Annotated in this window: 16 protein-coding genes; 7 read left to right on the top strand and 9 right to left on the bottom strand. The window is 38.3% G+C overall.

The annotated features are described in order from the left end of the window. The first annotated feature begins 16 nt into the window (after positions 1–16). The gene (locus EHQ24_RS11255) at positions 17–382 is read left to right on the top strand and encodes a YbaB/EbfC family nucleoid-associated protein (RefSeq protein ID WP_208725802.1); all 366 of its coding nucleotides are present in this window, start codon (positions 17–19) and stop codon (positions 380–382) included. Beyond that, the gene (recR, locus tag EHQ24_RS11260) at positions 360–968 is read left to right on the top strand and encodes a recombination mediator RecR (RefSeq protein ID WP_135601716.1); all 609 of its coding nucleotides are present in this window, start codon (positions 360–362) and stop codon (positions 966–968) included. Before EHQ24_RS11255 ends, recR begins: the two co-directional genes overlap by 23 nt. A 28-nt stretch (positions 969–996) precedes the next feature. Here recR and EHQ24_RS11265 read toward each other — a convergent pair whose 3' ends face one another. From EHQ24_RS11265 to EHQ24_RS11290, 6 genes are all read right to left on the bottom strand, one after another. Next, a complete protein-coding gene (locus EHQ24_RS11265) occupies positions 997–1,278 on the bottom strand; it encodes a hypothetical protein (RefSeq protein WP_244310396.1) in 282 nt (93 codons plus the stop codon). 552 nt (positions 1,279–1,830) lie between these two features. Next, on the bottom strand, positions 1,831–3,381 hold the full coding sequence (locus tag EHQ24_RS11270) for an alginate export family protein (protein ID WP_135601717.1): 1,551 nt from the start codon (positions 3,379–3,381) through the stop codon (positions 1,831–1,833). Between the two features lie 6 nt (positions 3,382–3,387). Then, positions 3,388–4,233 carry a substrate-binding periplasmic protein gene (locus tag EHQ24_RS11275; protein ID WP_208725803.1) on the bottom strand — a complete coding sequence of 282 codons (846 nt, stop codon included), beginning with the start codon at positions 4,231–4,233 and terminating at the stop codon, positions 3,388–3,390. Between the two features lie 54 nt (positions 4,234–4,287). After that, the gene (locus EHQ24_RS11280) at positions 4,288–5,862 is read right to left on the bottom strand and encodes an OmpA family protein (RefSeq protein ID WP_135601719.1); all 1,575 of its coding nucleotides are present in this window, start codon (positions 5,860–5,862) and stop codon (positions 4,288–4,290) included. A 29-nt stretch (positions 5,863–5,891) separates the two neighbouring features. Continuing rightward, entirely contained in the window at positions 5,892–7,148 is a 1,257-nt protein-coding gene (gene serS, locus EHQ24_RS11285) for a serine--tRNA ligase (protein WP_135601720.1), read from the bottom strand. After that, positions 7,141–7,950, bottom strand: coding sequence for a TatD family hydrolase (locus EHQ24_RS11290; RefSeq protein WP_208725756.1), 810 nt, complete (start codon positions 7,948–7,950; stop codon positions 7,141–7,143). The genes serS and EHQ24_RS11290 overlap by 8 nt, the downstream gene beginning before the upstream one ends. A 106-nt stretch (positions 7,951–8,056) precedes the next feature. Between EHQ24_RS11290 and EHQ24_RS11295 the strand changes: the two genes are divergently transcribed. Genes EHQ24_RS11295 through EHQ24_RS11310 form a run of 4 tightly spaced genes read left to right on the top strand, consistent with a single transcriptional unit; the run spans position 8,057 to position 11,709 of the window. After that, a complete protein-coding gene (locus EHQ24_RS11295; RefSeq protein ID WP_135601722.1) occupies positions 8,057–9,046 on the top strand; it encodes a M23 family metallopeptidase in 990 nt (329 codons plus the stop codon). Then, a complete protein-coding gene (locus EHQ24_RS11300; RefSeq protein WP_100788910.1) occupies positions 9,046–9,399 on the top strand; it encodes a bactofilin family protein in 354 nt (117 codons plus the stop codon). The genes EHQ24_RS11295 and EHQ24_RS11300 overlap by 1 nt, the downstream gene beginning before the upstream one ends. 8 nt (positions 9,400–9,407) lie before the next feature. Further along, positions 9,408–9,878, top strand: coding sequence for a YaaR family protein (locus EHQ24_RS11305; RefSeq protein ID WP_135601723.1), 471 nt, complete (start codon positions 9,408–9,410; stop codon positions 9,876–9,878). Between the two features lie 4 nt (positions 9,879–9,882). After that, entirely contained in the window at positions 9,883–11,709 is a 1,827-nt protein-coding gene (locus EHQ24_RS11310) for an ABC transporter transmembrane domain-containing protein (protein WP_135601724.1), read from the top strand. On the opposite strand, the gene EHQ24_RS11315 is transcribed toward EHQ24_RS11310, so the two are convergent. Genes EHQ24_RS11315 through EHQ24_RS11325 form a run of 3 tightly spaced genes read right to left on the bottom strand, consistent with a single transcriptional unit; the run spans position 11,683 to position 14,081 of the window. Continuing rightward, positions 11,683–12,579, bottom strand: a complete 897-nt coding sequence (locus EHQ24_RS11315) for a ParB/RepB/Spo0J family partition protein (RefSeq protein WP_135572738.1) — start codon at positions 12,577–12,579, stop codon at positions 11,683–11,685. The two genes, EHQ24_RS11310 and EHQ24_RS11315, sit on opposite strands and share 27 nt — an antisense overlap. Positions 12,580–12,583: 4 nt before the next feature. Then, positions 12,584–13,345, bottom strand: a complete 762-nt coding sequence (locus EHQ24_RS11320; RefSeq protein ID WP_100743669.1) for a ParA family protein — start codon at positions 13,343–13,345, stop codon at positions 12,584–12,586. Further along, positions 13,338–14,081 carry an RsmG family class I SAM-dependent methyltransferase gene (locus tag EHQ24_RS11325; protein WP_135601725.1) on the bottom strand — a complete coding sequence of 248 codons (744 nt, stop codon included), beginning with the start codon at positions 14,079–14,081 and terminating at the stop codon, positions 13,338–13,340. Before EHQ24_RS11325 ends, EHQ24_RS11320 begins: the two co-directional genes overlap by 8 nt. Positions 14,082–14,139: 58 nt before the next feature. Here EHQ24_RS11325 and EHQ24_RS11330 point away from each other — a divergent pair, with 58 nt between their 5' ends. Further along, positions 14,140–14,865 carry a hypothetical protein gene (locus EHQ24_RS11330; RefSeq protein WP_135601726.1) on the top strand — a complete coding sequence of 242 codons (726 nt, stop codon included), beginning with the start codon at positions 14,140–14,142 and terminating at the stop codon, positions 14,863–14,865. Positions 14,866–15,044 lie beyond the last annotated feature (179 nt).

The raw sequence follows: 15,044 nt of genomic DNA on the forward strand, positions 1-15,044 counted from the left end.
AAAAGGTACCATGGGAATTTTTGATCAAATGAAACAAATGCGAGAAGCATTCTCGCAACTCGGTAACATCAAAGAAAAACAAGAAGAACTCGCAAAGCGCCTAGCTCAGATTCGAGTAACGGCGTCCGCAGGAGCAGGGATGGTAGAAGTAACGGCAACTGCTGACGGAATTCTTACTAATCTCAACATCAATCCCATCATGTTCAATGCTGATGACAAAAAAATGTTAGAAGATCTAATTCTTTCTGCTACGAACGAAGTACAAAGAAAAGCCAAAGAAACAATGGCTCATGAAATGAAAAATGTTCTGGGATTCAATCCAAGTGATTTTGAAGGAGTGTTCAACCAACTCCAAAAGGATGGAGGGTTCCCACCTGTCTGATCCACAATTTCAAAAACTAATCCAATCTTTTTCAAGCCTTCCTGGAATTGGAAAAAAAAGTGCTACAAGGATCGGATTCCATATTTTACGAATGGATCCATCAACATTCCGTTCCTGGCTTTCAAACATAGAAGAGGCCAAAACCAAACTTCGGTTTTGCGATGAATGCGGCGGACTCACAGAAGATGCTGTATGTTCTATATGTTTGTCTGACAGAAGAGAGACAGGAATTCTATGCGTTGTCGAACAACCAGAAGATATTTTCTTTATTGAAAACACAAAAGAATATGTTGGAAAATATCATGTACTCAATGGAGCCATTTCACCTTTAGATGGAATTGGCCCTGATCAATTACGAATTCGCCAACTCATCCATCGATTAGAAGATGGAGAAATCAAAGAAGTTCTAATCGCAACGAACCCTACACTCGAAGGGGACGCAACCGCATCCTACCTTTCCACAGTGATCAAACCAATGGAAATTAAAATTACAAGAATTGCCCATGGAATCACCATTGGTGGTACGTTAGAATATTCTGACCAATACACTTTAGGTAAAGCAATCAAGTCAAGGTTAACTTTATAACATTAACTGATATTATGCGAATGTTGTATCAACTCTCTGCTAGAGTTTTGATTTTTACTTTGGCTATATTTAACCATTCGATTGTACTTTCATAGTAGTCTTTAGCATCAGGAAGAGGGGAAAAAACGCCGATTTCAAATTTTAGAACAGCATCATCCTCTTTTGTTAAAGTATATCGGTAACTAACATCATAGTCGGAGGGATCTAATTTAACTTTTGGTAAATATAAGTTAAGTTTCAAAGTTTTTAATTCATCAAATTCAGTCACAACCATCCTGGCGTGCCCTTCCCATTCTACAACAGAATTCAATCTTAACGATCCTCCCGAATAATTTTCAGGAATATCGTCCCATACTTTGATAAACTTTGGATTTGTGAGTATATCCCAAATCTTATGAATTGGAGCCTTAACTGATATTTAATCGATTACTTTTAACATATCATTCCCTTTGTAATTGATAAGTTTTTGCACGATATCTTCATGATTCGAATTTACAACTTGAATCACATTAAAATACAAAAATAGTCAAGTATTCAATTAAAATCCACATCCAGGGAGTGAAGTCTGCGCCCCGCAAACATAAAGACATTGTAAATACATGTCAGAACAGAGGTTCCTAGGTTTATTTGAATCCGAACATGTGGAAAAATATAAAGCCATCATAGATATACAAATAGATTCAAATTTTTTATCTGACTTTTCCTTCTCTCTTTCTTCTTTGCTCTCAAATGAATTGAATGCAGAACAATTCACCAAAAATGAAAAAATCAAAATAATTTGAATTAACCAAATCTTCAATTTTGTACCTTCTGAATTTATAATCCTGATCGTAGAAAGTGAATAAAGAAAATGTTCAATATTTTAAAACCGATGTTCGAACACAATGAATGCTTCTCGTAACACGCGCCCATATTTGGAATCAAGCAATACAAAAAGAGCATCCCCAGCTACGAAATAACCAGATCGAAAAATAATTTGGAAGTCTGATGTTACGTTATAACGAATATTAAAATTATATTCCATCCCCATATAAGTGGATGTTCTATATCCATTCAGTTCACTAAACTCGCGATTGATACGTATCTCAGGGGATTTTGTTGCCCACAATTGATAGTAACCCAACGTGAATTGATATGGTTCAAAGGCAATGATATTAGAATAAAAACCATACTCATTCAAACCAGAAAAACTAGAACCATTGAACAAAGCATAACCACCTGTAAAGTCCGTTGCTATGTTTGAAATTGAAAATCCGGGAGCTAAAGTTCTGTATCCATTTCCTTTCAAATTGGCTTCGTGGCCTTTTTCATCGTAACCAGGTCTTCCCGTTGTTCCAAGAGCAATCAAATTAAAGTTTAACGACTCACTCCAACGGTAGGTAAATTGAAAATCATACATTCCACCTTTGATAAAATTTCTCTGTGTCGTATTATAAATAGTAACATCGTTACTATCAGTAACAGCACGAAGTTTTTTAACCGTTCCTGTATTTAAAATTCCATGAACAATAAATGAAAATTTTTGAAAATTAAATTCATTATGAAGTCCATACCAAGCAAGTCTTGCGGTTTCATTATCGGATTTATCATTGTCATCCAAAAAGTAGGCATACACTTCATTTCGAATATTGCGAAAGTATTCAAATTTTAAACGATTATAGTAAATATTGGAACTTTGGTAATTTTTATCCGCGAATCCATTTTTATCTACATCCATAAAACTTTGGTCGCGTGCCCGTAAAATTCCACCTTCCAATGACAAACGTAAAAATTGAAAGTTTTTAAGAATACTAACGCCTGTTCCAGTTGAAAATAAAACACGTCCTTGTGCGGAACTAAAAAGTTGTTGTCCAACTTTGATAAAGAGCCCGGACTCAGGTATTCGAAAGTTCAAATACAAAAAGTTGGTTTGCACATTCACTGCAGCCGTGCGACCTCTTTCCCCACCGGATCCTGGACCAACAAGTCCAGGATCAAATCCATCAGGCCCAGTAGCACGTAATCCCTTTCCACCAAAAGGAATATCACCGACTTGCATCCCCCAGACTCCTTCCACATATTTGTTAGCGGAAAAACTCATGTTATATAAAAACCTAGAATCGTAATAACTTACGTCTTCCTTTCTTCGAGTGATTTGGCTAGGTAAACCTTGTTGTCTTCTTTCTAAATCCGATTGGATTGTTTGTTGTTCCGCTTGTTGGCGTTCTGTATTTTCTTTTTCTAAATTATTGATTGGTGTAACGGGAGTTTTTCTTTCTAATAAAACATCTCGTCCAACGTTTGTCGCCCGAACCCTAAAGGAACCATTAAAATTCATAAAAGTTCTTTGTGATTCTTCTTCCTGCGCGATCAAAAGACCTGACGGAATCAAAAGAAAAACTAAACTGAAGAAGAATAAATTTCGTAATGACATTTCAGTTTATTCTTTTTTTACCCATTGGTTTGATTTAAAATATTTGTTGATCAAACCTTGGATTTTTCCTGTACGTTTTAATTCTTTGATAAAGAAATTTAAATTATAAAGAAATTCAACATCTCGTTTTGCTGTGGCCATACTGATATGATCTTCTTGCACAACTCCCAAAATTGGCAAATAGTTGGCTCTTAGAGAAGAATCTTTTTGTAAAAGTGCCTGAATGTAAAACGAATCCGCCACGAATGCATTTACATTATTTTTCTTTAATTCACTTAAGGCAGCTTCGTTAGTAAAATAAGAAAAGGTTTGTGCCTTAGGAAAGGCATCACGTAAAAATTGATGGTTCGAACTGTTTGCAAGTACTGAATAAGAAATTCCTGTAATATTTGTTAGGTCATTTAAGTTTCGAAACAATTGTACAGTTACGATTTGTCCTTCTGGTTCTGGTGGTAAAGCTGTTCGATTCACTAGTGCGGCCGGAGTCGAAATCAAATAAGGATCTGTAAAATACACGTCTCTAAATCGATTGATAGAAGATGAAATTCCTGCCATAGCAATTTGCGTATCACCTTTTTCTAACATCCTTGCATGTTGGTCGAAGGTGCGAAGTGGAATAATTTTTAAATCAACGTCTAAAAATTTTGCATATTCCTGAGCTAACTCAACATCTAACCCCGGAAAATTGGGATTGGGATTTTCAATATAAAACGGATCGTAAAATTCATTCACAGAAACTGTAAGCGTTTTTGTTTTTTTTATTTTTTCTAAAACTTGGCTCGCTTGCGCAGAAATAGAATTAGAGAACAAAATTACCAAAATGGAAACAAATCCAAAATTTCGAACCTTAATAAGAAACAACATCCCCATTACCTTTTCTTCGGAAATGGAAACGGCAAGGAAAAATTAAGGATCTATTAGGACAAATTCGGTGCGCCGATTTTTTTTAGAGGAAACCTCGTCAGTTGCCTGCACCACTGGTTGAGTTGGTCCTTTCCCGTCGGTCACCAAACGTTTGGGATCCACACCTTTAGAGACTAAATATTGTTTAACGGATTCCGCTCTTTCCTTGGAGAGAACCATATTGTCTTCAAATGTACCTGTTAAATCAGTATGACCAATAATCTTCATTTTTTTATCAGAATTTTCATGTAAAAAATCGACGATGGCATCCAAAGGAACGGATGATTCTGGTTTTAAAATGGAAGAAGCCCTTTCAAAATATACAGAGTCCAAAGATATTTTTTTGGTTTCCTCAAGTTTCTTTTGCACTAGATTTTCTTGTTTAGGAACGGAAGCCGTAAAAAGATCAAACGACCTTCCCTCCACCCTTCTACAAAACAAAAATGTTTTTTTTACCTGTTGGAAAACAATATATGCTTCGTCTTCGTTTGAGTTAATAGGAGATCCTAAATTCTCTATATCCTTAAACGAATCCCCATCAATTTTTGCCATGTATAAATCGAACCCGCCATAACCGCCAGGACGATTCGAGGAAAAAAACAAAATACTACCATCATCATTGAAGGCAGCCGCAATGGTCGCATAATTATCATTAATTGGAGATGGTAAGAGTTTTGGCTTTGACCATTTATCTCCTCTGTATTGGCTAAAATAGACTTTTGCCAAATTTGGTTTTCCAAATGGATATCTTGTAAAAAGTAAAGTATCACCGAGGAGATGTGGATTTTCTTCTATTTCTTCTGTGTTGATGGGAGCAGGTAATGCAACGGGACTACCCCATTCTTTTCCATTCCAGTTTGATACATACAAATCCCGAGAAATTCCAACCTTTCCATCAGGTAACACCACTTCGACAGATCCATCACGATTCGATGATAAAAGAAGTGTTTTTCCATCTCTCGATATAAAGGGGCTTTGGTCATCGAATGGCGAATTCAAAACATCTACCTCTTCTGGAAAATCCCAAGTCCCATCTTTTTTTCTTTCCGATTTAAAAATCTCCGTATAACCACGATTAGAACGTTTGGAATAAAAATATAAGGTTTTTGCATCCGGAGTCATCGTTGGACCAAATTCTTGGAACTCTGTATTGATTGGGCCTTGGATCGGGGCCACAAGTAGAGTCGGTTCGTTCCCTTGAGTTTGGCTATAAATGCGAAGGGGAGAAGAAATTGAGATAAACATAAAGATCGAAACAAATAGATAAAACATACCAAACGAAAATTTTAAATTTTGTATTGATTGAATGAATGATTTTATCCACCCGATGATACTTTTGGAAATATACGCACTGCGGATATTCCCCGTTTCTATTTCAAACTGGGGATATTTGCTATTCGCATAACCGCCATATATCTCTGAATTTGCGTGGAGCGTATATTCCGCCAAACCGGTGGGATATCTGTATTGCCGATAAAACGTCGCATCCTTTATAGATGACCTAGGATTAATTCCATCAAATGAGAGAATGCTTAGGTTAAGATTTGAATTATATTTTAAAGGAAAGGAATAGGGCATTTGACACCTCGGTCATCTGCCCAAAATTTCTAACGAATGTATGGTTTCAATACATCCGGAATTTGGAAGGTTCCATCAGCTGATTGGTAGTTTTCGATCACTGCCGCGAGTGTTCGACCGATCGCAAGACCGGAACCGTTCAGAGTATGGACGAGCAGGTTTTTTCCTTCCTTTGACTTGTATCGAATTTTTCCCCGTCTTGCTTGATAGTCTTTGAAGTTAGAAACAGAGGAAATCTCCATAAAACGGCCAAGACCCGGCATCCAAACTTCGATATCATAGGTTTTGGAGGAAGCACTGGACATATCCTTGCTACAAAGTAACATCACACGGTAGGGAAGTTTTAACTTTTGCAAAATGGATTCGGCATCTTGGAGCATTTTTTCATGTTCGTTTTGCGAAGTTTCTGGTTCTACAAACTTCACAAGTTCCACTTTTTGAAATTGGTGTACTCGCACAAGACCGCGTGTATCACGCCCGTAAGATCCAGCTTCTCTGCGAAAACACGAAGTATGCGCACAAACTGAAATAGGTAATTCTTTTTCAGAAATGATTTCATCCCGGTAATAATTGGTGAGAGGAACTTCCGCAGTTGGGATCAAATTGAGTCCGTCTTTTTCCAATCGGTAGAAATCTTCGGCAAATTTGGGAAGTTGGCCTGTGGCCGTCATGGATTCATCATTCACAAGAACGGGAACCCACATCTCTTCATATCCATTTTCAGAAGTATGTGTATCGAGCATTAGATTCATAAGTGCTCTTTCTAATTTGGCACCAAGTCCACGGTAGGTATAAAACCTCGCTCCAGAAAGTTTAACGCCTCGTTCGAAATCAAAAATTCCCAAAGCCTCACCAATATCAAAATGGGTTTTAGCTTCAAAGGAAAGTTTAGGAATTTCTCCCCACTGTCGGACAAGTATATTATCTGCTTCTGATTTTCCTTCTGGAACAGATGGATCCAGTAAGTTTGGAAGGCCTAGATTCAAATCATGCAAAGATTCTTCCTGTTTGGTCAGTTCTTCTTCAATTGCTTTGATCTGATCACCAACTCCTTTCATCGAAGCTGAAATTTCTGTGATATCTTTTCCTTGTGATTTTTGAATTCCAATTTCTTTAGAAACTCGATTTCTCTCAGCACGAAGGTCTTCCACTTCTAGTTTTAGCTTTCTTTGTTTTTCAGAGATAGATTTAATTTTTGCTTCAATGTCTGTGGAGGCAACACCTCGTTTTTGTAAGGTGGAAAGTAACTCTTCAGGGTTTTGAACAATACGGTTGATATCAAGCATGGTGATAAGCCTTTCTTTGTGTGAATTTTAATGAATTTTGATAAATGCGATCTGCTACTTCTGCATTGGTTTCTGTTCGCAAAGAAAACATTTTCTCAAGAACAAATGGCAAATGGGAAGAATCATTTCGTTTGCCTCTATGTGGCATCGGTGATAAAAAAGGAGCATCTGTTTCTATCAAGATGGTTTCCAAAGGAATCTTTCGTGCTGCTTCTTGGATTTCCGTTGCTGACTTAAAAGTTACAATTCCAGAAAAGGAAACGTAATACCCTAAATCCACAAACTGTTTGGCTGCTTCATAATCATAAGTGAAACAATGAATCACACCAAAGGCTTTTGATTTATATTCTTTCAACGCTTCGTAGGTATCTTCAAATGCATCGCGGGAATGAATCACAACCGGTAATTTATATTCAGAAGAAAATTCTAAAAATTTGCGTAAAACTTCATTCTGAGCAGATCGTGTGCTCGCATCATGATAGAGATCGACACCAATCTCGCCAATCGCCGAAAATTTGGAATCATTCATTCGGGATTTTGCTAAATCTAAAATTTGATCCGCATTAGGGAATTCATGAGTTTCCGTTGGGTGACAACCAATGGAGTAGAAAATTTCTAAATCATCTTTCGAATGAGTTTCTGAAATACGAACCGCTTCGATAGAACTTGGTAAATCGATCCCGATTTGAACCATACGGTCTACTCCAGCCATTCGGGATTTCGCCAGAGTTTCTTGAATCTCTTGGCCTTGTTCCCGAATTATGTCTAAGTGGCAATGAGTGTCAATGGTTGAATATCCCATAAATAGCAAGATTTGTAATTTCCACTGGATGAAAATGAAAATTCAATCGAAAGATATAGTGGGTGCATTAACTTTTGTTTAAATAGTCGAAGGCCAATAAAAGAACGTGGAAGCAAAACAAAGACTACATCTAATTTTTTACCGATTACGGTATAAAGTCCAGGAATGGAAGCTTAAGTTATCCCAACGTTATGAGGATCTTGACAAAAAAGGTCGGGAACGTCTGACAATTATGGTCATTCCTCACACCGATCGAAAAACAATTAACTTTGTGATCTCTTACAAAGCCATTTCCATCTTCATCGGAATCATGGTGATCCTACTTGTGATCAGTGCTGTGAACGTTTTATCTCACAGTGGATCCATCCACCAACTCACAGAACTCAATTTAACCAACAAAGACTTTATCAGACAATCTTCCAAGATGAAAGAAGAGGTAAACTCTCTTCACGAAACCATCCAATACTACTACGAAAGAATTTCTAACCTCTATATCAAACTCGGCGGAGATCCTTCCCGAGTTTCCAAAGGGATGGGTGGACAAGCAGGACAATTTCTCGCATTACAAGGTACACCGCAGTCCGACATCACTGATGAATCCTTTCGCATCAAAGAAGACATTCATAATTTAAAATTATCCTCTGAACTTTCCGAAGAGATCATCAAACTCATCAAAAAAAGAAAGAGCATCATTCGTAACACTCCGTCCATTTGGCCAACAAAAGGTTATGTATTATTTCCTTTTGGAAAATACATTTCACCAGTGACAGGAAAAGAAGAACTCAACAGAGGATTAGACATTGGATCCTTTCCTGGTGCCGAAGTCATTGCAACGGCTCCTGGAATTGTTTTTGATACTGGATACTCTCCAGCTACAGGTTACTATGTAAAATTATCACATCGATTTGGATGGAAAACAATCTATTCCAACCTTGATAGAATTCGTGTTAAGAAAAATGAAAAACTCTCCAAGGGTGACATCTTAGGTTATGTTGGAAAATCACCAGAAAATCCGATTTACCATCTTCATTATGAAGTACATGTTGGTACCCAAGCGTTGAATCCGTTTTCGTTTCTCAACCAAATTCAAGAATAATGCCGAATCCATCTACAGAAGAAGAATTTTTAGTTAATAGCATCATTGGGGAAGGCGCCGAGTTCGTAGGCGAATTCAAATTCCCTGGCCTCATTCGTATCGATGGAAAATTTCGTGGAGTCCTCGAAACTACCGGAAAGGTACTTATAGGAAAATCTGGAATCGTCGATACAGATATCAAAGCAAGAGTGGTAGTTGCCGGTGGAGAAATTCGCGGGAACATCTATGCAACCGAACGAGTTACATTACTTTCTAGCTGTCGATTGGAAGGAGACATTGTCACTCCTCGCCTCATCGTAGAAGAAGGTGTCGTGTTTCACGGAAAATGCACTATTAATCCCACTCGTCATTAGGCGGGTTTATGATCATTCAAAACAACAACCCTAAGTCGGTATCCACTCAGGCGAAAAAAGGATCCAAAGAAAAACTCTCAGGTTCGTTTGCACCGGTCGATGAATCCAAACAGAGTTTTTTAGAAATTTTAGAATCCATTGTTCCGGCCGGAAAAGAAGAAACCAGAGAGCTAAACGAACTATGGAAAGATTTACCTGATTTGGAAAAAGAGCTCATCAAAGATCCCAATCACAGAAATCTCGAATCCTACAAAAAACACATCAAACAAATCGCAGCACTAATTTTGAAAAAAAATTACAAGGTCATGCAAGCACCACAGCGTGGACGAAATGACCAAAAAGACGTACGTTATGTAAAGGTTGTGGATGAAAAATTGGATCTACTCGCCAAAACAATGTTTTCTCCCAACAATAGTGCGTTCGTGATTTTGAAACAATTAGATGAAATTAGGGGTCTACTAGTTGATCTAAAAGGATAAATCTTTGCATACTCCAGACCGCGCTAAGTCAAAAAATCTCCGTGTCCTCTCTAAAACCTTTTCTTATTTAAAACCCTACAGATTCCAAATGACCCTTTCTTCCTTGGCTCTCCTTTTTACGGCCGGAGTGACTTTGGGACTTGGCCAAGGGTTACGTCATTTAGTGGACGCAGGATTTTCTGCTAGATCCAAACAAGAATTAGGTTACTCACTTGCGTTTATTATTCTAGTGGGGATCTTCCTTGCGATTGGAACTTACATTCGTCATTACGCAGTTTCTTGGATTGGGGAACGTGTGGCCTCAGACATTCGCAGGGATGTGTTCAAACATATCATCTTCATCCATCCCAGTTTTTTTGAGCTCAATTCTCCTGGTGAAATCCAATCGCGGATCACAACGGATACAACACTCATCCAAACAGTGATCGGATCTTCCGCCTCCATTGCCCTTCGCAATGTTTTGATGTTTGTCGGTGGAATTATTTTTCTTTTTATCACCAATGCAAAACTCACTATGATTGTGTTACTGAGTGTTCCCTTCATCGTGTTCCCGATTTTGTTCTATGGAAAAAAAGTAAGGAATTTATCGCGCACAACGCAGGACAAAATTGCAAGCATTGGGACTTACGTCAGTGAATCCCTTCTCAATATAAAAATCCTTCAGTCATTCCACCACCAAGAAGAAGACATTGAAAAATTTTCTCATACAGTTGAAGCAGCTTTTGATGTCGCAGTTGCTCGCATCAAACAAAGAGCTCTTCTCATTGCGGCAGTCATTCTTTTCATCCTTACTGGAATCAGTGTCATGTTATGGATCGGTGGAACAGATGTACTCGAAGGAAAAATAACAGGCGGGGAACTCATCGCATTTTCTTTTTATGCGATTATGGTAGCAAACAGTGTCGGTGCTGTATCGGAGGTTCTTGGAGATCTACAAAGAGCCGCGGGTGCCACAGAACGATTGATGGAACTTTTATTATCAGAATCAGAAATTAAAGATCCAAAGTTTCCAAAACCAATCGCAGACGTACTACTTCCAACGGAAGGGAATGGATCTTTATCTCTCAACGGCTCCACTGAAAAGAAAGGACTAAAAATCAATTTGGATCATTTGGAATTTTCGTATCCTTCACGTCCGGAACACAAAGCCATTCGCGGAATTGATTTAGAAATTCCTGCCAACAAAACTACTGCCCTCGTTGGTCCCTCCGGTGGTGGAAAAAGTACACTCTTTGAACTCATCCTTAGGTTCTACGATCCTACAGCCGGAAAGATTTCCATCGAAGGTGTTGATCTAAAAGAATTAACTTTGAAAGATTTGAGATCTCTCATTGGGTTTGTTCCCCAACAGCCCATTCTCTTTAGTGGAACTTTGCGAGAGAACATCGCGTACGGAAAACCAAATGCAAGTTTTGAAGAAATCGAAAAGGCCGCAGCCAACGCCTATGTCACAGAATTTTTAAACCAACTTCCTGATGGGTATGATACCAACTTAGGACATTTAGGAACTAGACTCTCTGGTGGACAAAAACAAAGAATCGCTATCGCAAGAGCCATCCTTCGCAACCCAAGAATTCTTTTGTTGGACGAAGCAACATCCGCTCTCGATTCGGAATCAGAACAAATGATCCAAAGGGCTTTGGATTTTTTAGTGAAAGAAAGAACAACCATTATGATAGCTCATAGACTTTCTACAGTTGTGAAATCGGATCAGATTGTGGTAATTAAAGAAGGGGAAATTGAGTCCGTCGGAACCCATGACGAACTCATTCGAAAAAGTGAATTGTATGAACGTTTGGCGAAACTACAGTTTCACACCGAGCTGCTCTAAAATCCTTTCCATATCATTTAGATTGGCATAAGAAAAAACAATTTTCCCTTTTCCATTCGTTTCATTGTGGGCAACTTCCACTTTGGAACTATATTTGTTTCTGAGTTTGGATTCTAATTTTACAATACTCGCATCTCGTTTATCAGCACCAAAAGAAGTAGGTTTAGATTTTTTATCAGGGTGCAAAAGGTTTGAAACAAAGTTCTCAACCTCGCGAACATTCCAACCTTCGGCGATCACTTTCTGACCCACTTCCAATTGTTTTTTTGGATCAGGGATAGAGAGAAGAGGGCGAGCCTGTCCTTCGGAAAGTTTTCCTTCCTTCACTAAGTCTTGTAATAATTTAGGAAGGGAAAGAAGACGAATTAAGTTAGAAATGGTAGCTCTGTTTTTTCCCACACGAGTGGCAAGGTCTGTTACCTTTAACCCTCGTTTGTCGATAATTGCCTGATAAGCCAAAGCTTCATCCATCGGATTTAGATTTTCTCTTTGGATATTTTCAATGAGGGCAAGTTCCATCATATCTGCTTCTGAAAGATCGCGAACAATTGCTGGGATTTTTGCGAAACCTGCAAGTTTGCATGCACGTAATCTTCTTTCACCGGCTACCAATAGAAATCCTGAACCTGAAGGATTTTTTTGTACAACGATCGGTTGGATCACTCCATGTTCCACGATTGTATTAGATAACTCTTGGATGGAGGCATCCGAAAATTGCTTTCTTGGTTGGTGTGGGTTCGGTAAAATTTCTGTGACTTTAATTTCTCTTAAACCAGTTTGTTCGTCTTTAGAAATCTCAACGTTGTTTTCATTTACGGGAATTAAATTCCCAAGTCCTCTTCCTAAAACTTTTCCTTTGCCGAGTGCCATAACGTTATGCCTTCCCTACAATTTCTTCCGCTAAACTTTTATAACTTTTTGCACCCACACCATCTGGATCATAGTAGTTGATTGGTTTTCCAAAAGAAGGTGCTTCTGACAATTTTACATTTCTTGGAATGACAGTTTCATAAACTTTCTCTTTGAAATAGTTGCGAACATCTTCAGCAACTTGGTTTGCTAAGTTGGTTCGTTTGTCATACATCGTGAGAAGTACTCCTTCAAGTGCGAGGGATGGATTCCATTGTGACTGCACGAGAGAAATAATTCGCATCAACTGCGACAATCCTTCGAGAGCAAAGTACTCTGTTTGCAAAGTGATCATCACAGATTGAGAGGCACAAAGGGCATTGATAGTAAGAACACCGAGAGAAGGTGGGCAATCGATTAGAATATAATCATAAGATTCTTTCACAGATGCCAAAGCATCTTTCAACTTGAATTCCTTTCTTTCCATTCCAAGGAAATCCACTTCCAAACCGGAGAGGTTGATGTTGGAAGGAATGATATCCAAATTGTTTACGAAAGTTTTTTGAACCGCTTCTCTTGCAGAAAGTTCCCCAATCAAAACTTCATAAGTTGTTTTTTGTAAAGACTGCACTTCCAACCCAAGACCTGAGCCTGAGTTTCCCTGCGGATCGATATCAAGGAGCAAAACTTTTTTTCCCAAATCAACAAGATTGGATGCCAAGTTTATCGCTGTTGTCGTTTTACCGACTCCACCTTTTTGATTACTGATAGAAACAATTTTACCCATTCTTGCTTTTCGTCTCCTTTACGATTTCTTTCCAGTCGCGGGGGAATCCCTTTTTAGGAAGGGAATTCTTTTGTAGTATTTTTATATGTCTCTTTCCCACAAACTCTAATTCAGGAATGGGAATTTCTTTTTTCATAAAGAACCCGTTGTTGCTAAGAACCTCTGTTTCTTTATCCAAATCTTGGTAGGGTTGGGCAAGGAAGGGACATAAGATTCCTTTTTGTTTTACCATTCGTGTTGTGACTTCAGCAATGTATGGATAGGGAACCATCGCCCTGGAAGTGACTACATCAAAATTAGAATTAATTTCTTCTGTCCGCGCGTAGATAAACTCCACTCGCTTTTTGACTTTGGAAAGACTTCCCGTTTCGATTTCTGTTTCAAGAAGTGCAAGTTTTCGTTTTTGTGAATCGACGAGGAAAACATGCGGCGCTTTTTTTAAGAGAGCAAAAAGAAAACCGGGAAGACCTGGCCCAGTTCCTACATCAGCTACATTTGTTTCACGTGAAACATATCCGCTGACTTTTAGTTTCCAAACATAGATCAAAGATTCAATAATATGTCTCTCGAGAATCTTCTCTGAATCATTTCGAGAAAAAAATCCTCCTTTTTCGTTGTCTCGTTTGAGAAACTCGTAAAAGTTTTTCACTAGTTCCCAATCAAACTCTGGCTCCAACTTGGGGAACAGATCGGGGATGATGGTTTGGATTTCTTCTTGGATGGTTTTTTCTGACATAATCGTATTATCGTTTTAAATGAATTCGCCGATGTCTCCTGTAGGAGAACTCTTTTCCATGATTCGAATCATTAGTTTTTTAATCATCCTTTCCTTTCCTATTTTAGGTTACACACCCGGCAAGTGGTCCCACAAAGATGCTTACTTGTTTAAAAAAGTTAAAAAAGTTCCTAACAAAGAGATCGTTCGTAACGGCGAAGGTCAGGTTGTTTATGTCGCAGAATATGAATACAACAGTGACGGAAAATTAATCACCGAAACTTATTCTGATAAAGAAGGGAAGGGTGACGGCAAAACATCTTTTCGTTATACCGATGGTTTACTTTCGAGCGAAGAAGTTTATGATAACGGTGGTCATCTAGTCGAACGAAAGGATTTCCAATTCAAAGGACGCGCTTTGAAAAAGATGAATGTGAAAGATGGTGAAGGTAGATTGCTCATTGTCTATTCCATTGAGAGCGATGGTGAAGGAAATGTTTTTGCTGCTGAAGGAAAGAACTTAGAAACCAAAGACAATGAATCTTTCCGATTCCAAATCGATCCAAAACGTCCTAATGTTCAAATTCAATATCTGAATGATGATAAGAAAAAAGGTCTTGGTGAAATTCATTTTAAGTTTGATGCAAAAGGAAACCTAGTGGAGAGAGAATTCTTCCAAGGTGACAACCGCCGGGTTCACAAACTCAAATACAAAGCAGATGGAAGTCTGGAGTCACATTCGTTTCACGTGAAACAAGGGGACAACTGGATCTTGGAAAAGACCCATGTGCTTGTTTACGAATAGAAAAGATTAGAGTCAATTTCAGCAGATCATATTGGCAATCGATAGAAGTAGCTTTCAAATTGTAAGTTCGGAACCAACGGTAGTTGAAGACTGCAAATTATGAAACGCAGTATGATGAATGAACCTAAAGATTTCTAATTCAAATGAACAGATTCATAGATGAGAAACAAAAACCAAGA

Source organism: Leptospira noumeaensis, assembly GCF_004770765.1.
Taxonomy (GTDB): Bacteria; Spirochaetota; Leptospiria; order Leptospirales; family Leptospiraceae; genus Leptospira_A; species Leptospira_A noumeaensis.

Bases quoted from the DNA above. Each gene is read 5' to 3' on its own strand.
- recR (WP_135601716.1), top strand. From the start codon at position 360: ATGGAGGGTTCCCACCTGTCTGATCCACAATTTCAAAAACTAATCCAA.
- EHQ24_RS11270 (WP_135601717.1), bottom strand. From the start codon at position 3,381: ATGTCATTACGAAATTTATTCTTCTTCAGTTTAGTTTTTCTTTTGATT.
- EHQ24_RS11280 (WP_135601719.1), bottom strand. From the start codon at position 5,862: ATGCCCTATTCCTTTCCTTTAAAATATAATTCAAATCTTAACCTAAGC.
- serS (WP_135601720.1), bottom strand. From the start codon at position 7,148: ATGCTTGATATCAACCGTATTGTTCAAAACCCTGAAGAGTTACTTTCC.
- EHQ24_RS11290 (WP_208725756.1), bottom strand. From the start codon at position 7,950: ATGGGATATTCAACCATTGACACTCATTGCCACTTAGACATAATTCGG.
- EHQ24_RS11300 (WP_100788910.1), top strand. From the start codon at position 9,046: ATGCCGAATCCATCTACAGAAGAAGAATTTTTAGTTAATAGCATCATT.
- EHQ24_RS11305 (WP_135601723.1), top strand. From the start codon at position 9,408: ATGATCATTCAAAACAACAACCCTAAGTCGGTATCCACTCAGGCGAAA.
- EHQ24_RS11315 (WP_135572738.1), bottom strand. From the start codon at position 12,579: ATGGCACTCGGCAAAGGAAAAGTTTTAGGAAGAGGACTTGGGAATTTA.
- EHQ24_RS11320 (WP_100743669.1), bottom strand. From the start codon at position 13,345: ATGGGTAAAATTGTTTCTATCAGTAATCAAAAAGGTGGAGTCGGTAAA.
- EHQ24_RS11325 (WP_135601725.1), bottom strand. From the start codon at position 14,081: ATGTCAGAAAAAACCATCCAAGAAGAAATCCAAACCATCATCCCCGAT.
- EHQ24_RS11330 (WP_135601726.1), top strand. From the start codon at position 14,140: ATGATTCGAATCATTAGTTTTTTAATCATCCTTTCCTTTCCTATTTTA.